The sequence below is a fragment of the Blautia stercoris genome (genome assembly GCF_054657695.1).
The window spans coordinates 1,906,127-1,924,765 of record NZ_BAAHYF010000001.1; the positions used below are offsets into that span (position 1 = coordinate 1,906,127).

Genomic DNA, 18,639 nt, shown 5'->3' on the forward strand with positions numbered 1-18,639 from the left:
TTTCTTTTAACCAAATAATCCACTCAAAAGCGGAATCAACTGTGTACCGATCAGGATCACACCACCGCCACTCATAAGCTGCTTAATTCCCTGTGATTTAGCACCAGGATTATCATTTCCGTAACCTTCCATCAGGTTGATGACTCCCCAGACACCAAGACCTGCACCAATCGCTACGACTAATGTCTGTAAGATTGTAATTGCACTTCCGAAAAATCCCATATTCTTTTCTGAATAAACGCTGTTTCTATGGTCTGTCAGCGTTTCCTCTCTCCTTTCCCTATTATTCAGACCTCTTTTTTTCCCTGTTTTATTTGCAAGGTGATCTTATTTTTATCTTCATTTCCTTCTCCTTTCTGCCTGATCATCAGGACTTTTTCTAAAAAAAACGCAAAAAAAGAGCACATAGATGGATATCTACATGCTCTAACACTTATTTCACATTCTTCAATTCAATAAAATGGAATTTGTTGTACAGCATTCTTTGACAAGAAAAAAAGCTGACTATTTTCAATAATTTACTTTTTTTACACGGAGCATACACATTCCATGCATCAATTACTATCTTCCTACTAATTTGATCACTTTTTATCTTTTTTAAGATATCATTGTAATTAAATCTTGTTCTTCTATACTCAAACCATTTATTTAACTCGTCATTATCATAAATGTCTAATAATAACAGATGTAATGCTTTACTTAATTCATAACTCAGATTTACGTCATAACACATTCCTTCTTTAGAGTGCTCTATTGTTCCTATTACATATGATTCATCTGAAACATGTGACCAAGCCTCTTTATTCCCATCGTTAATTAGTTCCTGTATGAATTCAGGCGAATAAATGGATCTCGGATTACTAGGAATTATACCCACACATGCCGATTCTACTTTTGAGCTAAGTGTACTGTGTATAACTTCAGACACGGGTTCAACATCACAAACAACTAGTCCATGCTCATATTTATAATCCAGTATATGATTTATATTGGCAAAACAAAGTTTATAATGTGGGTCTTGTGTATAATATGCTTTATTTAACTCAATGTATTTTCTCTCACCAAATTTACTAAATAGTTTATTTTCCATTAAAATATATAACTTATAGTACTTTTCCATATTTTCCTCCAATGTAATCACCACTACAAATTTGTCTTTATAAAAACATATCACATTTCTAGCTCAAAAGATACTCTTTTTAGTTTACTTCTTCCTCTATCACTGCTTTCACATCCTCTTCTGTTACATTTACTTCATACACTTCAAATTCTGTATCCTGCGAAAAGACTAGCTTATGCTCTAGGTATTTTTCCACATCAAACGCATTCCTTTTATCCGCATCCGACAATTCCTTATATCTCTTATGCTTTGTGATATCATATTTGTTACTGAGAAATGGCCGAACACCTCGGAGCTGCAAAATACATTTATTTCCATCCATTACAGCCAGCTCATCCCGGCTCATCAATTCTTTCCCTGTCTTCTGATAATTCAAACCATAGGACTGGCTTGTCCCTCTGGTATCAGAGGTATTGTAAAGATCGATGGTCTCTTTTCCCAGCGTTTCCGAGATTTCCTTTAACGTGGAACTTTCTTTTCCTCCAAGAAATAATACGGTATCGCAATTCCCCGTGATGGTTTCAGCAGCATCCTTATAAATGGTTTTTAACTGACTCTGCGACTGTAAAATAATAGAGGCGGAGATCTCACGGCTTCGAATCGTTGCGATCAGTTTATCAAATTTCGGGATCTGACCAATATTACTGAACTCATCCAGCAGTAATCGCACATGGTACGGAAGTCTTCCACCATGCTCATCATCTGCTTTATCACAGAGCAGATTAAAAAGCTGTGTGTACATGATCGCCACCACAAAGTTGAAAGTATCATCAGTATCACTGATAATGACAAACATTGCTGTCTTCTGATCCCCGATCATATCCAGCTCCATCTCATCATAGGACATAATCTCCCGAAGTTCCTGGATATCAAAAGGAGCCAGTCTGGCGCCGCAGGAAATAAGGATAGACTTTGCTGTTTTTCCTGCCGCCAACTTATATTTTCGGTATTGTCTGACTGCAAAGTGTTCCGGATTTTCTGCTTCCAATTCTTCAAACAGTTCATCTACCGCATTTTTAAATTCCTCATCGTCTTCTCTCGTTTCACTGGCATTGATAAATTCCAGAAGAGTAGAAAAATTTTGTTCTTCTTCCGGTGCTTCATACCAGATGTAACCAATCAGGGCAGAGTACAGAAGGCGTTCCGCTTATAGTGATAGGTAATCCTTTGAAGTTATCGCCGGATTTTCCCCCACTCCACACCGGACGTGCGACTTTCACCGCATCCGGCGTTCCATCGGTTGTTTTCACAAGCATTTAATCAATCACCAAATGAAATGTTAGTTTTCTATTGCGGACAAACCAGCCTGCTGGCGCAGACTGTTCACTTTTAACATCAGTTCCTTTGTTGCCTTGAGCGTGTCGGCTATCTCTTTTAGCTCATTCTTAGGACACTCTTGCAGGAGTGGAAGAAATCTATTATGGAACAAAATCATATTTCGATAGCGTTCCTTGCCGCCCAATTCTGCCGGTGTTTTCAGCCAGCATACTATGTCAGCCGCATTTTCAAAGAGTTCCCCACTTAGCGCACATTTTCCACGTTGAGCCGAGAATAGTGAAATCCTGCTGTCAGTAAGTTCTGTGCTTCGCCCCATAGACGGTTGATTCCTCAAACCTGATAGAACAGATGAGTTCATACTTAGGTTCGTGTGTATCAATGCCCGTCCCTCTACCGTGTAACTGCAAACCGCCGCTTTCTTTGCCATCGGTATCTTGTTCTTGATGTATGCGATAGGGTAGATAGGTTGGTCGATTCCAGATACATACCGTATCATTGCCGACTTTCCAAACCGTTCTTTTTCGCTCTCGGTCATTGCGCCGCCCTCTCGAACAAGTCTGCACCCGGTTTCTGTATTGAGCCGATTTGTTAAAACTGTCATGACCTGTCTGTGGATTTTCCTGCAATCAATGCTGATGCAGGTGGCAAGTTGAAAATAATTCTGTATTCCCAGAACCATTGAATTGTACAGCCGTATTTCGTCCAAAGGTCTTTTTCCCTCTGAAGGTCGGGCAATTCGTTTCGCCTGTTCCACCAGTTTTTGCCTTTCCAGTTCCAACTTTTTGTCACAGATATGAGATTGCACGATGTACTTCCTGCTTTTCGGTCTGACTCGTATCTTAAACCCAAGAAACTCTGAATAGCGTTTTCTAACATTGACTATCCTTGTTTTCTCTGGCGATACCTCCAACCTCAGCCTCTCGGTTATCCATGCCGTTACAGCCTCTTTCGTTCTCAAAGCGTCCTCTTTATTCCGGCAGAAAATTCTGAAATCATCTGCATATCTCACGATATACATTTCTTTCAACCCTGTTTTCCTCATTTTGAGGAATGCCTTGCTCCGGTCAAAAGTAATCGAGTTTCTGATTTTCCTCTCATACCCGTATTCCTTTACAAGAGGGTGGTTCTGCCATTGGCTCTCAACCCATTTGTCCAGTTCATTCAGCACGATATTGGCAAGCAACGGTGAAATGATACCGCCTTGCGGAGTGCCTTTGTCTGGAATGAGTGTAGTGCCGTCTGGCATTCTAATCGGTGCTTTCAGAATCCGCTTGATAATAAAAATCAACTGCTTGTCGTGTATTCCCATTGCCCATATTTGCCGCATTAGCTTGCTGTGATTTACGTTGTCGAAAAATCCTTTTATATCAAACTCAATCACATAATGCAGGTTCATGCGTTGAAGCATGGTGTAAGTTTTCTGCACGGCGTGTTCCACGGAACGGTTCGGGCGAAAGCCGTAACTGTTGTCGCTGAATTTCGCTTCGCAGATTGGCTCTATGACCTGTTTGATACATTGCTGTACCAGCCTGTCCCAGATACAGGGAATACCTAACGGTCTGGTTTTTCCGTTTGGTTTCGGAATGTCTTTGCGTCTTACCGGCTTTGGGCGGTATCCGTGCTGACTTCCTGTGACAATAAACCTCACTTTCTCTGCAACTGTTTCGGGCGGTAAACACCCGATGTCACTGATGTTTTTGTTGTCTGTTCCTGCTGTGTAGCTTCCTCCGTTTGCTTTGATGTTCCGATATGCCAGAAGAATGTTGTCCCGGCTCAGAATTAAATCCATAAGGTCGGTAAAATTTTCTCCCTCCAAACTTCGATGATAGAGTTCATCAAAAACTGGCTGCATACCGTAATACTCGGCATGACGTAAGTCATCTACACATAGAGTTTTGTTTTTCTTTGGCATAAGGCATCACCTCCTTTTTGCGAAAGTGACCCTTTTGGTCTTACTCGAATCCTTATGTTGGATTGAATAATGCCTGCTTATCTCAACCGACTTGTGGCCATTCCTCCGTAGCTCACATAACGCAAGCACATCATAGGTTCGACCACTACTTTTCAGCAGCAGTTCGTCTGCTTATTGTTTTTCGTCAGACTATTCCTTGCGGAATCTGCTGCCTTTCCTCGTTCCGATAGTTCTATCTGTTCATACATACCCGTAGGTTCCTACTATAGACCTGTCGGCTTGCCTGTGCCTGTAACACAGCATGGTCGTTCGTAGGATCAATTTCTACTAAACCACACCGACTGCGCATTAACGCACCCACACATTTCTGCGTGGTCTTCTTTTAGACCTGTACATTCGCAGGTTCGTCAGTCCGCCCGCCAAAGCGAACATTCTAACCATAGGTATCTTATAGACTCTCGGCTTATAGGTAACACAGTCTGCCTCCAGACCGCTTTCGACCACTTTAGGCAGTGGTTACGGTTACTCTCAGCCTTTGTCATGGGGCTTCGTACACCAGCCATTACAGCTAATGCACGCCCATCAAGGGTAGGCGTTTCAGGGCGTTACCCCGTCATTCCACCTATCAAACTACCAGTTCTCCGAACAACGGAAAACCGTTGCTCGTGCGCAGACTTTTTACCGTCTGCGAACGAGTCGCACTCACCCAGAAATCCTCCGTAGATTTTTCTCCTTCCCCTTTTGTATTTGCTATGATGGTATTCACCAGTTTTAGGATATCTTTCTCACTACGAATGTAATGGAATGGATTATAGTGCATGGACTTTTTAAAATTGATCGTATTCAGCACCTTGATCCGATAGCCGCCATTTACCAGCATCTTTCCGCATTCTACAATGATCGTTCCCTTTGGATCAGTGACCACATAGGATACATGATCTGTCATCTGCATCAGATTGGGTTTGACGTAAAATCTAGTTTTACCGGATCCTGAACCACCAATTACAATAACATTTTTGTTTCTGGCATATTTTGGAGCCTTTGGCCTGCTGTTCATCGTAAGCCGTTCTGTATCGGTCAGAATGATGTTATTTTCAAACTCCGGATCTTCAAATGGCTCGATATCCTTCCGGTTTCCCCATCTGGCCGATCCATACTCTTCTCCATGACGGAACTTCTTCGCATTCTTCGCTTTATAATACAAGATCAACCGAAAGATAAGGGCGGTCACCAATCCTCCTAATAGATCTTGCATATGGAAACTTGGGAGCCAGTTGGTAAATGCCAGTTGGAAATGCATCAGCATCACACCGATTTTTTCAATCATACTGTCACCAATGCAATGGCGGTATAGCCAAAAACATTTATCTGCAAGATAGAAGATGATCAGATACGGAATACTTAATATCACCACTCTCTTCATCTGGATATTCTGCATCTTTTCCCGGATCATCGTTCCTGCCCTCTGACTTTCCGCTTCGTCTTGACTCTCTGACGATGTTTTGCTTTCTTCTCCTGTGTCTTCTGCAGTTTCTTTCGGACAGAAGGCTTTTTCTTTTTAGACTGATCCAGCTCTATGCCTGCATATTCTTTAAATGCAGCCGTCATCACATCTACATCTTTCGATTTAAAAAACACCAGATACAATGGCGGTTCCACATGGGAATCCTTTTTCAGACTATAATCAATCCCATATTTCCGGGCTACCCGGTCAAAAGATTTGATATTTTGATCCGTGATCTGGATATTCGTTAGCTGTGCTCCCTGTGCAATCAGTTGTTTTATGGTCTGCTTTCCATGAGGCTTTTTCATCTCCTGTCTTTTTCTTTCTTTTTCTCTGCCCTTTTCCTGTGCTTTTCCTGTTTTGACAGCCTGTTTCACCTGTACCCGCTTCTGTTTCTGTCTGCTCATTCCATCCAGAAATTTTCTCATAGATGCTTTTAGCACGCCGGTACTCATCCGGGTTGTCTGGACACACAGAGCTATGATTTTTTCATTCACTTCATCCTGCAATTAACCACTCCCTTTCTTCCCTTGATCCTTTGAGGGAAGCAAATAATAACACTGCTTCTCAATGCAGCCCTTTTTTCTCCCTCCCCACCAGTAGCAATATTTACAAGACCAGGGTTTTTCTTCACTGTATTTTCTCCCCGGCATTGCTGCATTTGGTTCCACGATCAGGTTCTTATCTCTTCTCCTGTCCATTCTCATGTTCCTCCTAACAAAAAAAGCGTTCACAGATTCCCTCAGGTTTCCATGAACGCTTTCCCTTACATTATTTCTTCTTTATTTTTCTTCCAGGGACTACCACTCCACTTAAGCTCATTCCAAGCACGATCAGCCATAACAGCAAGTTGGTGTTATCCCCAGTCTTCGGTGCATCTTTAGAAGGTTTTCCACCTTCCGGAGTGCTTTCTTTTGGTTTTTCCTCATCAACCATAACAACCTTCTGCACTTCGGCGGTATCTTTTACTTCAAATTCCACATCCTTTGCAACCAGATAACCTTCCGGTGCCGTTTCTTCCCTGAGCGTGTACTTTCCGATTGGAAGCATCTCTATATAATGTGCCTCTTCTGTAGATGTCCAGCTTTCTACCACTTTTCCATCTTCATCTAAGATCGTAAGTTTTGCACCTGGAAGTTCTTTTCCTGCAATATCCTGTTTCGAGATCAACACCTTTGTCACATCATCTTTCATCTCCTGTTTCTGGATTTCTGCAGTATTTTCTACTGTAAAGGTAATACTCTCAGCAGTTACATATCCATCTGCCGGTTTTGTTTCTGTCATCGTATAGGATTTTCCAACTGTCAGCTCCTTGATCACATGGGCTTTATCTGTAGATACCCACTCCTCAATTACATTTCCATCTTCATCTGTCACCTTCAGATGAGCTCCCGGAAGTTCTTTTCCTGTGGTAAGGTCTGTTTTCGTAAGTTCTACCGTTGTCGGCTCATTTTCAAAAACAAACTCATAGGAAACCTCAGCTTCTTCTGGTTTTCCATACTCAAAACTGAATTCCTTTTCTTCATTCGATGTCACAAAACCATCCGGTGCATAGATTTCTTTTACGATATAGGTTCCATCCACTGGAAGATCTGCTTTGAAAAGGATCTGTCCATTTTCATCCGTTGTTTTCTGCTCGATCAACGTTCCGGCTTCCATCAGGACTTTTCCATCTCTGCCTTTGATATCTTCTTTTGTAAATAAGCCGAAGATCGCACCTTCCAGCATACGTTCTGTTTCCTTTTCTTTTTTAAGGACCGTTACTTTTATCTTTTGGCGGTTGTTCTGCCATTCTTCATCAAAGGTAACCACTGGCGTATCCTGATCGCGATAGGTCAGATCCACAAATCTAGGCTCTCCATCCAGTACAAAACCATGTGCCGTTTTCACTTCCTTCACATAATATTTTCCTACCGGAAGGTCTTCCATTTTTGCGATCCCCTTCTCATCGGTTGTGATCGTGCCTACCAGCTCATCTTTCTTATAATGATCTGCACTTACGCCATCCGCAGCCTTGATATCTTCTGCAGCATAGACTTCAAAGGTGACTTTACTTAAGTTTCCTGTGATATATTCAAAGAAATGTTCTACCGTTCCTTTCACATTATCCAGAAGAGTGATCTTCTCTAAAAATTCTCCCTTTTTGTTGATGATCAGAAGCCCTTTTGGAACCTCATCCTTCATTTCCACTTTCTGTACTTCAGCAGTATCTTTGACCGTAAATGTCACATCCGTTGCTTTCAGATAACCGTATGGAGCAAATTCTTCATGAAGAATATAAGTTTCCCCTACTGCAAGACGTTTGATCACATGTGGCTTCCCTTTTACGGAAGTCCATTCATCAATTACTGTTCCATCTTTATCAATCACTTTCAGGCTTGCACCCTCCAGCTCTACGCCTGTAGTCAGATCAGACTTTGTAAACTCTGCTGTAGTCGATTCATTCTTCTTTACGGCCTGTAAGGAAACAATCTTTGTCTCCTGTCCCTGATACTCTGCAACAAATTCCAGCACCTCATCCGAAGAAACAAATCCTTCCGGCGCTTTCAATTCTTTTACATAGTATTCTCCAAATGGAAGCTCCAGGGTGCATGTTGCCATACCGTTCTCATTGGATGTCATTTCCTGTAATAAGGTATCTGCTTTCACAAGAACTTTCCCATTTGCCCGGATATCTTTCTTATTATAGATGCCAAATACAGCCCCAGATAATACCTGTCCATTTTCTGCATCCTGCTTTTCTACGGAAATAGCGACTTTCTGTCTGTCATTTCCTACGATTGCTTCTGCTTCAACGATCGGTGTATCCTGATCCTGATAAGTTAATGCAACCTTTACCGGCTCCGGATTTAATACAAATCCTTCCGGTGCCTTTGTTTCCACTACATAGTATCTTCCAAGCGGCAGATCCTTTGCTACAGCTTTTCCACTCTCTCCCGTTGTGATCGTTGTCACAAGCGTATCCTTTGCATAAAGTACGATACGGTTTCCATTTGCATCTTTCTGATGGTCCGGAGTGCAGATATCCTCTGCAGCACGCACTTCAAATTCCGCCCCGGAAAGGTACTGTTCTTTATAGATAAAGTCGTTCTCAAAAACGGAAAGCATCTCACCTTTCTTATACACAACAAGATTTCCCTTTACCGGCTGATCTTCATAGGAAACTTCAATGATCACATCTCCACTTACTCCATCTACTTCATAGGCAGTATCCGAATCCACGGTGATCTCTACATAGTTTTTGTTCACAACATATCCATCCGGTGCTGTCACTTCTTCAATACGATAGTGCCCGATCTCTAGGTTTTTCGGTAAGATCAAGTATCCCTGGCTGTCCGTAAAGAAAGATTTATGGACTGTGACCGTAGGATAGGTTGTTACCTGTTCCACATATTTCTTATGGTCCAGATCATAAATTTTAAATTCTGTGCCGGCTACTAATACCGGTTTCTTTGTTTCATCATCTTTTTTGATGATCTTTAACTTTGCGGAAAATTCTTTGTCCAACAGTACCTTCCAAACCTGCGGTTTATCCGGATTGTTTTCACGGATGGTAATCTCAAAATCCTCTACCGGTTTATAATTATGAGGCGTGGTTGTTTCTCGTACAATATACGTTCCATATGGAAGTGGAATACTGCACGCATACCCTTTCTCATCTGTGAACATTTCCGTTTTACCATCTGCTGTAAGAATGACTGGCTCTGCATGGGAGAAATCATAACTTCCATCCTCTTTTTTCTCCAGACTGCTCTTTAAGTAAGCGCTGAAACCTGCCCCTTTTAACAGATCTGCATCCGTTTGTCCATTGTTCGCAGCTTTTATGATCTGGAACGGCTGTTTCATAACAAGTTCTGTTGATTTCACAGTACGTTCTATCGTTGGAACTGTGCCACCTTCATAAGAACATTCCACATCATGCTCTGTCTCGTCTAACAGATATCCTTCCGGCGCCTGGATCTCTTTTACAAAATATTTTCCAAGATACAGGTCTTTTACCACCGCATCTCCCTTCTGATCTACTTTTAAGGTAGATACAAGATCACCGGCTTTATGGACAATTCCTGTTGTTCCATCCGGATGTACAATGTTTTCTCTCGCATAGAGGCCATACACCGCACTTTTTAAAGTCGCATCTCCTTGTGGATTTGCCCCTGTTTCTGCATCTTCTTTGATCAGATGGATCTTTGCATAAGTACGTTCATTCAGAACATTCTTTGTACTTGTTTTACCGATATTGACATCTACTGGATAAACAGTTGGATCTGCCTGATAATTTGCCGGTGGCTGGATCTCTTTTACATACACAGCATCCTGTGTTTTTTCGATGGTTACTTTAGAAGCGCCCTTTTGATCTGTCTCAGGCATCTGCGTGATCAGATCTGAGCACTCCTTATCACGGTAAACACCATAGATGGCTCCTGCCAGATGATTTCCGGTGTCTTTATCATTTTTTACAATCGCAATTTCCGCCTGCTTTGTCCATGTAACATTCAGGCTTACTTTATTTGTTGTTTCCACACCTTCTCCAAAAATAAAGGCAAGATCTTGAGTACTGGAATTCGTTGTCAGTTTATACGCAGAATAATCTTTCTTTAATCCACCTGCCATGGTTGTAGCAAATACTTCTGCGGTATCTTCTGCCTGTGTCAGAGGCGCAGAAAGATAAAACTTTGTACCTCCCTTGACCGTTACCTTTGCTCCCGGTGTACTTGTACTTCCTGTACTCACGTTGTGAAAACGTACTCCGGATGGAAGGCTGATTGTCACACTCTGCTGTCCTGCAGCCTGGAATGTAATTTCCTTTGTACGCTGTGTATTTCCTTCTACATAAGCCTTTACATCGGCATCGGAAAATGACATGGACACATCCGGTATCTCAGGCTTCTTTACACAATAATTGTAAATATCCATTGCTAGTTCCTGTCCTGTTGCATTGGTTCCATAGAACGCATCACTACTGCCATAAGCATAAGCAGCCGCCATATGGACAAGGATAAATCTCTTTCCAGCCGAAAAATCGCTGTGCTTGTTCGCAAAATAACTTTCTGCACCTGCCGCATCGCTACCGTAATAGCAGACCTTTGCAAGAGCCTGATTATCAGCCAGCTTTGTGATGGTATAGGTACCGGAACCCGGACCTGGCTTTGCCGGCTGGATACAATAAGCCGTTGCTCTTACACTTCCATAAGAAATATAATACGGCTCTGTAAGATATGTTCCAAGCCCATAGTCTGCATATCGATATATTGGACCTTTTTCAATAGTTACCTGCTGAGATCCTACACTTGCATCTCTGGCTGCTATTGCTGAAAAAGTCGCAACTTCTCCGGTTTCCATAGCCTCAAAATCCACTCCCTGATTTGCAGCCTGTTCCATTACATCATGTAATGCTAATCCCGATCCTTCATCAAAGGTATCCTGTTCTGTCATCTGTTCTACCAAAGCAGCAAAAGCAGCATTTCCTTCTGATACATCCGGTGTCTCTGTTGGGATTTCTGACGGCTTCTCTGAATCCTCCTCATCCTCTTCCGTCTCTTTTGTTTCGGATTGCTCTGCATCTGCTGAAGGACTTTTACTCTCTTTTTCTATTTCCTTTACGACCACATTTCTGCTGATCTGATAATTCGGATGTTCCTGATTGACCGTTTCTACCTGATAAACAGTTTTATAGGTATCTGCGTGGGATGTTGTAAAATCCTCTCCCTGCTCATTCTTTGCTTCCTCAAAAGTAATCTTTACCTTTGCTGCATCCTTGATCTCTAACCCTGTAAAATCTGTTTTTACATCAAAATTTGTTCCCACTTCCACCTGATGCTCCTTTGCCAGAACAATTTCATCTTCATCTAGCTGGCTTTGTACCTCTTCCAAAAGAGGCAGTTTTCTTTCTTTGGGAAACTCCGCAGCATAACTGCTGATTGGTGATAACACTGTAGATAAAAGAGTGACCGCTGTCAGCAATCCGGATACAACCCGCTTTGTTTTTTGTTTCACTTTCATGTTCTTAAATCCTTCCTTTCTTCTGAATCTTATTTATCCGTTATACTTGTTCATCGTTTTCCATCATTCTTTCCTGAAAATAATCCCCTCCTTTCCTGGTCTTGTGCTATTTGGGACAGTCAGCACTTTTGCCGAGATAACAGCACAAGTATATGGCGGTATCTGCCTTTTCAAACAAACACCGCCATATGATTTCTACTGTCATCCTCATTTTGATTCAGACAATTATTTTTTATTTAAGATTTAAGCGTTTTCCTGTTCTCTTCCCCGGATCCGTTCCTGTTTTAGAGTCCATATCTCCAAAACGTTTTCTCTGTCAGGACACGCACAATGCACATTCAAGGCAGATATCACTCCGGGCAGGCTATTCTCTTTTCAAGGTACATGAAGTGTTTCTTACAAACGTCTTCATATAACGAAAGGAAAATGGCCTGTTTTACAGGGTGCTTTTTAAATTTTTTTGATTTTTTTTAATTTTCTTCTGCATCTGCATGTTTTTTCATGACAGAAAGTGCTCTTTGCATCATTTCACAAACACTCTGCTGTCTGATCCCAAGATAGTCCGCAATCTTCTCTTGATTCATTTCTTCAAAGTAAAATAACTGGATGATTTCTTTCTGTCTGGCAGTCAGACAACCTAAGAAATCGCGAACCATCTCTTTTTCAATATACTGGTCGAGAAAATCTGAAGCTGGATCTAGCAGTAAGATCCTATCATCCGCATAATCGCTATACGAAACGAGTCTATGGTTTGATGCCACCTTAGTCTGATTTATTTCCATACGATCCGTTGCTTCCATTAACAAACGAATGTACCAATTTTCGTTGTCAAAAAATTCTTCGTTCATAATGCTTCGATCTTCCTTCACATCCATGTATTGATAATCTTTACAGGAATGGAGTGGAAAGATGGTTTTCTTTCCGTTTTCCCTGTATAACACATACCCATTTGCGTAAACGGTAATATCACATTCCCCACTCAGAATTTCCTTTACTACAATCTCTTCTTTTTCTAACGCCTTTTCAGAAGGGACTCTCTTTGTCATACCTGCCACTTTTACTACTTTCTTTAATTCTTTTAATGTCAACATATGGACCACCTTTCTGCCTTACGGCTACGGGTGATCCATGAACTCTATAAAAATCTCATCACAATTAGCCACGAACTCACCCGTTTTTTTTGAACGGGAGCCCGCAGCTCCTATGTAATTACCTCCTTCGGCTATATCATACAAAATTCCGTATCCTCTCTGATTTTTGCACACGAAACTTTGCCCTCTATATATAGAAAGGAAAAAGCCCTGTTTTACAGGTTAAAAACTCAACTTTTTTAAAATTTTTGAGAAAACAAAAAAAGCCGGCAAAACAAATGCTTCCACAGACACAGAATGAAATATCATCCTGCATTGTATCTGCAAATGTTTTGCCGGGCTCTTCATGATTCCAGTCAGGTTCAGCTCCTTGACAAACTCTTGCTATCAGGTGCAGCCTTGATGGTTCCAGCCAAATCCACCGCTTATCCTAATAGCTCATTTTATTTAGTTTCCTTTCGGGAATTCATCACTTTTTGCGAATATACCCGCATTCTTTCTTTCAGTTTTTCGTCTTTGATGTGCAAAGGCCGTACTGAAACAATATCATCTTTTACTAAAATCTCCAAAGTGCTTCTACATTTCTTACATTCTACTTCTGAATCGCAATGCGCGCTTTTTTCAATAAATGCTCCGCATACAGAGCAATGTACATGCCATCTGATAGCATCTGATCCCATAGGCTTCCTCCTTTAAGCAATAATAAAAAATTCCATTTTATTACTCAACGGATCAAAGGGAAATCAAATCCGCCTTATGAGCATCATGTTGTCCATTCCGTAAGTGCCAAAGCTGCACGAACAGCATGATCATCAAATCCCAGACCTGCTTTGTTGATCTGGCGCATCCATCCTTATTCTCTCCGGATTCCCACTCACCCAGGATCCTAAGAATTTCTGCCGATTGTATTTAACAAGGTAATTCCAATTCTTCAAATATATCTCCGGATAACTCACAAAGATCCGGGATCAAAATGATCGTATCATCAATCCGTAAATGAATCGATGGATCAAAAAATTCAACGGTTCCGCAAATCGTATGATACTGGCCTGCCGGTTTCATTTCCCGGCTTTCTTTAAAATAGGTTGCCTGTATCTTCATTCCAACAGAAACCATCTGTAGCTTCCTATCCAATCCACATTTTTGTTCTTCGGATAAGACCTTCCTTTGTTCATAAAGAACTTCCTGTTTCCGAACGATCTCCTCAAATCCCCGAAGTGCTGCAAAGGGGGCAAATTGCTTCGCTCTGTGCTGCACATCCATAGGATATCTCTTGGAAACCGGTCTCGGAATATATAAATATTTCTGATAAGCCTTTGCCAGCATACTTTCACCTCCTACGCACGATGTCCCCCAACCTGATTATTTCTTTCCCGATAGGTAGAACATTCCAACAGATTGGATCCCCGCATGATCGCATTCTTTCCATAACGCTTTTTCACCTGTAATACTGCTTCCTGCAGATGTCTTTCCTTTTCTGCTTTTATGGAATCCTGGAAAAGAGTATATTGCTGATAGCCTTCTGGTGTTATCTTATTTGCAATGATTTCTATCCGTCTGATCCCGGTATGTGGATCTGCGATCTTTCGATAAAGCGCTTCTACTGTATCGATCATTTCCTTGGAACGATTGGTACGATCCGGAAACCTTACGGTTCCTTTCGATGGCTCCCTTTCAAAACGATAATCGTAAGCGATCCACAAGGTTACAGAATTCGTTACCAGTCCCTTTTCCACCAGATCCAAAACCAGTACATCTGTCATTTCTCTTACAACAACAGCAGCTTCTTCAAATGTGTAATTTCTCATCAATACCTGTCCATTGGAAAGACTATGCTCTTCTGTATGATAATTTTTGATATCACTCATTTTACAGGACTCACAGCCCCATGCATGATCGATCAATAGTTCTGCATCGATCCCAAACATTTTATACAGCCAGTCTTCCGACTGGATAGAGGCAAGTGCGATATCTCCCATCGTTTGGATTCCATATCCGGCTAATTTTCTCTCTGTTCTGGAACCAATGCGCCAGAAATCACTCAATGGTTTATGTTCCCATAACTGTTCCCGGTAAGAGATCTCATCCAGGATCCCGATATGATCCTCTATATGTTTTGCCACAATATCCATTGCGATCTTTGCAAGATACAGATTAGTTCCAATTCCTGCTGTTGCTGTAATTCCGGTTTCTTCCATGACCGCATTCATCAGTTTTTGTGCCATTTCTTTCGCTGTAAGGTGATACAGGGAAAGGTATCTTGTGACATCCATAAAGCACTCATCCACACTGTAAACATGGATATCTTCTTTTGCCACATAGTTTAAATAAATCCCGTATATCCTTGCCGAATACTCCATATAGAGCTGCATCCTCGGTTTTGCCACAATATATTCGATATGATCCGGTATCTCATGGATCCTGCAACGGTTACGGATCCCCAGCTTTTTCATAGCCGGCGTGATAGCAAGGCAAATGGTGGATACCGATCGGTCCGGATCTGCAACAACCAGATTGGTAGTAAACGGATCCAGTCCTCTTTCCACACACTCAACAGAAGCATAAAAAGATTTCAGATCAATACAGAGGAATGTTTCCTTCTGTTTCAAATCAATCACCTCCCATAAGTTGCCTATCTTTCTCCTTCCCCTAAGCAATCAGATCTCATCCCAGTTCTTTTTCACACGATAGAGATCGTGCCAAAATAGGCAATTTTCAGTAAATCCATTGACAAGAAAGGAAATATCATTTATATTATAGGCAAGTAGTTGCCGTTCTGTTGTGATTCACATTATAGGCAATCATTCGCCTCTTGTCAAGAGGCAACTTGTTGATTATAGGAAATTTATTTCCTATCCCGTTTCAGCATCATACATAAAGATCCTGAAACGCCAATTAGAAAGTAGGTATTTTTATGACATTCGGTGAAAAAGTGAAAAATTTAAGAAAGAACAAAGGACTCAACCAAACCCAATTAGCCGATGCTGTCGGTGTCTCCCTTCGGACTGTTCGGGGATGGGAAATTGAAGGCCGTTATCCAAAGAAACATGACCTTTACCAGAAACTTGCAGACATTTTAAGCTGCGATATCTCCTATCTCATGACAGAAGAAGAGGCTTTTATCACAGAAGCATCTGAACAATTTGGAAACCGTGGAGCAAAACAGGCTCAGCAGATCTTAGAACAGGCCGCTGCAATGTTCGCCGGCGGGGAACTTTCTGATGAAGACAAAACAGCCTTTATGGATGAGATCCAGTCTTTATATCTGGATTCCAAGAGACGTGCAAAGAAATTTACACCAAAGAAATATTTAGATGCCAAATAGATGGGGTGATTATTGGACAGCCTATAGGATATAGTTTTATTGTCAGAAGTAACATTACCCGCTTCTGTTTGATTCATACACGAGGTGATATATTTGGGGAATTCATATATTTACAACAAAGTAGAAAAACTTGTAAAAAAGTTCAAGACCAGGGATCCTTTTGAGATATTGGAGGAAATGAACGTGATCGTTGGAGAAACAGACCGCTACGAAAAATTAAAAGGATACTGTTTCATGAGCTGCCAGACCATTTATGTTATGGTAAGCAGTTTTCTATCTGAGGAAGAGAAAAAGATTGTTGCCGCCCACGAACTCGGTCACATCATTCTGCATCGCTCTCATCTCAAAATGGCGCCGATGAAAGATGATGTCTTATATAACATGAGGGATAATACGGAATACGAAGCGAACCTTTTCGCTGCAGATCTTATCCTGGATGATAAAGAAATCGCAGACCTGTCAAAGAACGAAGATCTGAACTATTTCGGGCTCTGTAGCTGCTTAAATTCCAGTCCGGAACTCATGAGCTTCAAGTTATACAGTCTGATCAAGCGCGGTCAGAACTACAATATGCCACTGGAAATACAGAGCAACTTCCTGGCCAAATAAAATTTGCCCGTTCCATACAACCGAACGGGCTTTTCTTGTATCCATATGTAAAGATTCTTTTATTTCAGTTCTCCATGCTTATTTTCAAACTCCATGATTGCCTGACGTATTAAATATAGCACTTCTCCATTGATCGAACGCCCTTCAAATTCTGCCAGGCTTTTCAGTTTTTTATGCGTTCCAGCATCAATCCGTAATCCTAAATGCTTCTCTTTCTCCATGATTATTCTCTCCATCTCTATAAGTACATATTAAGTTCATATTTCAAGTTCATTTTAAATACAAATAATGGTAGAATGTTTTAAATGGACTTATTTTAAGTACACTATATTTTTTCACGGAGGAATTCAATTATGCATGAAAAAAGAAAAAAATATTATCATATCAGAAAAGATTTATTCTGGTGCACCATCCTATTAGCTATATCCTTTCTCATCGGTTATGCTATACATCACCGCATTTTTCTAACATATTCCCTGAAAGCAGATGCCCCAAAAGAACGGACAGAAATAACCTTTGACGATCTGCAATCAAATCTGAAAGATATCTCTACATGCTATTTATGTGGAAGTTCTGATTATAGTATGATGGACTATTATCGAAAATTTGATACGGTTGGACTAATTTCCCTCAATGACTGGTATGTCTTAGATTTCCAACTAAAAGCATATGATGAAAACGGAAATGAAATACCAAATAAAACCAGTTCAAATGTCCTTTTCGGAAACACAGGCGAAATCACGTATTCCTCTCATGGAGATGTTTCCCGCGGAATGGCTGAGATAGATATCACGTTACCGGAAAACTATAAATTGAACAAAAAAAATCTAACGGATCATCTCTGCCAAAGTTGTCTTGATAAAGTTGCTGCTTCCTTAAAATATTGGAAATATAAAGATGAAAAAAAAGAACCAATACCGCTTTGTTTGGTCGATTTTAAAACTCTTGATATCTATTCCTTACAAGATTATTATCAATCAATTTTCATCCGGGATTATTATGTAGAAATGGATTTTGAAGACAATTCCGTAGAAACAAAAGCCTTTTATCTACTGGAAAGATAAAAATTATGATATACTGAAAAAAACGACAAATCAGAAGTTTATAAAAATTCTGAAAGGAGAGCGAATGTATGATATTTTTGATATTTAGAACTTTTGGGCTGATTATCATATCCTTTATAGCTTTAATTATGTATATTTTGCATAGAAAGAAAAAAGGAAAGTTTATTAAACGAAAGGCGGTCAATGAAAAAGAAAAAAGAAAATATCAAAATTGGGAAAAAATAATCAATGTAATGGCAGTTGTTGGCTTATTGATTCTCGGTATATTTATAACTGTTCCTTGTTGCTTGGATATACCTTATTTACTATCTGATAATTTAGTTGAAGTTACCGGAGAAGTCACACAAGGCGCAATGTCTGGAGAAAACTCTAATAGTGAAAGAAGAATACATATTAGAGATGAGAAAACTGGAGAAGAACATTCTTTAAAGTATTGGGGAGCAGGTAGCGATTTAGGAGATAAAACAACTGTAAGGTATTTACCACATACAGAATATGGGGATATAGTTGAATAATAAGATAACTTCCAGTTTGTATAACTGGCAACCCAACCACAATTAAATCTTCACAGCTTTGCTAAGCAGGAAATCTGAAAAGATCTCCTGCTTTTTTGCACCTAAAATTAAATATGGAACTCTAAGGCACTTGCTGTTTTCGTTTTGAAAATGACAGGTGCTTTTGCTTTGGGAGGCAAGAAAAAATCTTCCATTCTTTAGGTTGATAGAGTATAATGTAA

General features: G+C 40.6%; 15 protein-coding genes and 2 pseudogenes. 4 read left to right on the forward strand and 13 right to left on the reverse strand.

From position 1 onward, the window contains the following. Nucleotides 1-6: 6 nt before the first annotated feature. From ACYQ2D_RS09155 to ACYQ2D_RS09210, 12 genes and pseudogenes are all read right to left on the reverse strand, one after another. Entirely contained in the window at nucleotides 7-222 is a 216-nt protein-coding gene (locus tag ACYQ2D_RS09155; protein WP_009268903.1) for a Maff2 family mobile element protein, read from the reverse strand. Nucleotides 223-433: 211 nt separating this feature from the next. Further along, nucleotides 434-1,120: a hypothetical protein gene (locus ACYQ2D_RS09160; protein ID WP_204454818.1), complete on the reverse strand. Its 687-nt coding sequence runs from the start codon at nucleotides 1,118-1,120 to the stop codon at nucleotides 434-436. Between the two features lie 79 nt (nucleotides 1,121-1,199). Beyond that, nucleotides 1,200-2,267, reverse strand: a pseudogene (locus tag ACYQ2D_RS09165) (VirD4-like conjugal transfer protein, CD1115 family); the annotation flags it as partial. Between the two features lie 132 nt (nucleotides 2,268-2,399). Then, nucleotides 2,400-4,310 (reverse strand): group II intron reverse transcriptase/maturase, encoded by a 1,911-nt coding sequence (ltrA, locus tag ACYQ2D_RS09170; protein WP_009005801.1) that lies wholly within the window; start codon nucleotides 4,308-4,310, stop codon nucleotides 2,400-2,402. 691 nt (nucleotides 4,311-5,001) lie between these two features. After that, nucleotides 5,002-5,763: pseudogene (locus ACYQ2D_RS09175) on the reverse strand (type IV secretory system conjugative DNA transfer family protein); the annotation flags it as partial. Beyond that, on the reverse strand, nucleotides 5,760-6,323 hold the full coding sequence (locus ACYQ2D_RS09180; protein ID WP_204454825.1) for a PcfB family protein: 564 nt from the start codon (nucleotides 6,321-6,323) through the stop codon (nucleotides 5,760-5,762). The gene ACYQ2D_RS09180 and the pseudogene ACYQ2D_RS09175, both read right to left, overlap by 4 nt. Next, nucleotides 6,324-6,515, reverse strand: a complete 192-nt coding sequence (locus ACYQ2D_RS09185) for a hypothetical protein (RefSeq protein WP_204454826.1) — start codon at nucleotides 6,513-6,515, stop codon at nucleotides 6,324-6,326. It abuts the gene before it with no gap. A 70-nt stretch (nucleotides 6,516-6,585) separates the two neighbouring features. Next, on the reverse strand, nucleotides 6,586-11,814 hold the full coding sequence (locus tag ACYQ2D_RS09190; RefSeq protein WP_204454828.1) for a SpaA isopeptide-forming pilin-related protein: 5,229 nt from the start codon (nucleotides 11,812-11,814) through the stop codon (nucleotides 6,586-6,588). Nucleotides 11,815-12,284: 470 nt separating this feature from the next. After that, on the reverse strand, nucleotides 12,285-12,905 hold the full coding sequence (locus ACYQ2D_RS09195; RefSeq protein ID WP_204454830.1) for a sigma-70 family RNA polymerase sigma factor: 621 nt from the start codon (nucleotides 12,903-12,905) through the stop codon (nucleotides 12,285-12,287). A 443-nt stretch (nucleotides 12,906-13,348) separates the two neighbouring features. Further along, a complete protein-coding gene (locus ACYQ2D_RS09200) occupies nucleotides 13,349-13,585 on the reverse strand; it encodes a hypothetical protein (RefSeq protein WP_009268912.1) in 237 nt (78 codons plus the stop codon). Nucleotides 13,586-13,814: 229 nt separating this feature from the next. Further along, a complete protein-coding gene (locus tag ACYQ2D_RS09205) occupies nucleotides 13,815-14,231 on the reverse strand; it encodes a hypothetical protein (protein ID WP_204454832.1) in 417 nt (138 codons plus the stop codon). A gap of 11 nt (nucleotides 14,232-14,242) precedes the next feature. Continuing rightward, nucleotides 14,243-15,514: a Y-family DNA polymerase gene (locus tag ACYQ2D_RS09210; RefSeq protein ID WP_204454833.1), complete on the reverse strand. Its 1,272-nt coding sequence runs from the start codon at nucleotides 15,512-15,514 to the stop codon at nucleotides 14,243-14,245. 305 nt (nucleotides 15,515-15,819) lie between these two features. On the opposite strand from ACYQ2D_RS09210, the gene ACYQ2D_RS09215 reads away from it, so the two are divergent. Both ACYQ2D_RS09215 and ACYQ2D_RS09220 read left to right on the forward strand, forming a co-directional pair. Beyond that, the gene (locus ACYQ2D_RS09215) at nucleotides 15,820-16,230 is read left to right on the forward strand and encodes a helix-turn-helix domain-containing protein (protein ID WP_009263234.1); all 411 of its coding nucleotides are present in this window, start codon (nucleotides 15,820-15,822) and stop codon (nucleotides 16,228-16,230) included. 93 nt (nucleotides 16,231-16,323) lie between these two features. After that, nucleotides 16,324-16,839: an ImmA/IrrE family metallo-endopeptidase gene (locus tag ACYQ2D_RS09220; protein WP_243272319.1), complete on the forward strand. Its 516-nt coding sequence runs from the start codon at nucleotides 16,324-16,326 to the stop codon at nucleotides 16,837-16,839. 59 nt (nucleotides 16,840-16,898) lie between these two features. On the opposite strand, the gene ACYQ2D_RS09225 is transcribed toward ACYQ2D_RS09220, so the two are convergent. Further along, nucleotides 16,899-17,060, reverse strand: a complete 162-nt coding sequence (locus ACYQ2D_RS09225) for a type II toxin-antitoxin system antitoxin (protein ID WP_204454835.1) — start codon at nucleotides 17,058-17,060, stop codon at nucleotides 16,899-16,901. Between the two features lie 132 nt (nucleotides 17,061-17,192). Between ACYQ2D_RS09225 and ACYQ2D_RS09230 the strand changes: the two genes are divergently transcribed. Both ACYQ2D_RS09230 and ACYQ2D_RS09235 read left to right on the forward strand, forming a co-directional pair. Next, entirely contained in the window at nucleotides 17,193-17,903 is a 711-nt protein-coding gene (locus ACYQ2D_RS09230) for a hypothetical protein (RefSeq protein WP_204454837.1), read from the forward strand. A gap of 68 nt (nucleotides 17,904-17,971) precedes the next feature. After that, on the forward strand, nucleotides 17,972-18,418 hold the full coding sequence (locus ACYQ2D_RS09235; RefSeq protein WP_204454839.1) for a hypothetical protein: 447 nt from the start codon (nucleotides 17,972-17,974) through the stop codon (nucleotides 18,416-18,418). Nucleotides 18,419-18,639 lie beyond the last annotated feature (221 nt).

Coding starts and splice junctions, on each gene's coding strand:
- ACYQ2D_RS09225 (WP_204454835.1), bottom strand. CDS start 17,060: ATGGAGAAAGAGAAGCATTTAGGATTACGGATTGATGCTGGAACGCAT.
- ACYQ2D_RS09215 (WP_009263234.1), top strand. CDS start 15,820: ATGACATTCGGTGAAAAAGTGAAAAATTTAAGAAAGAACAAAGGACTC.
- ACYQ2D_RS09200 (WP_009268912.1), bottom strand. CDS start 13,585: ATGGGATCAGATGCTATCAGATGGCATGTACATTGCTCTGTATGCGGA.
- ACYQ2D_RS09195 (WP_204454830.1), bottom strand. CDS start 12,905: ATGTTGACATTAAAAGAATTAAAGAAAGTAGTAAAAGTGGCAGGTATG.
- ACYQ2D_RS09190 (WP_204454828.1), bottom strand. CDS start 11,814: ATGAAAGTGAAACAAAAAACAAAGCGGGTTGTATCCGGATTGCTGACA.
- ACYQ2D_RS09235 (WP_204454839.1), top strand. CDS start 17,972: ATGATATTTTTGATATTTAGAACTTTTGGGCTGATTATCATATCCTTT.
- ACYQ2D_RS09155 (WP_009268903.1), bottom strand. CDS start 222: ATGGGATTTTTCGGAAGTGCAATTACAATCTTACAGACATTAGTCGTA.
- ACYQ2D_RS09185 (WP_204454826.1), bottom strand. CDS start 6,515: ATGGACAGGAGAAGAGATAAGAACCTGATCGTGGAACCAAATGCAGCA.
- ACYQ2D_RS09160 (WP_204454818.1), bottom strand. CDS start 1,120: ATGGAAAAGTACTATAAGTTATATATTTTAATGGAAAATAAACTATTT.
- ACYQ2D_RS09205 (WP_204454832.1), bottom strand. CDS start 14,231: ATGCTGGCAAAGGCTTATCAGAAATATTTATATATTCCGAGACCGGTT.
- ACYQ2D_RS09230 (WP_204454837.1), top strand. CDS start 17,193: ATGCATGAAAAAAGAAAAAAATATTATCATATCAGAAAAGATTTATTC.
- ltrA (WP_009005801.1), bottom strand. CDS start 4,310: ATGCCAAAGAAAAACAAAACTCTATGTGTAGATGACTTACGTCATGCC.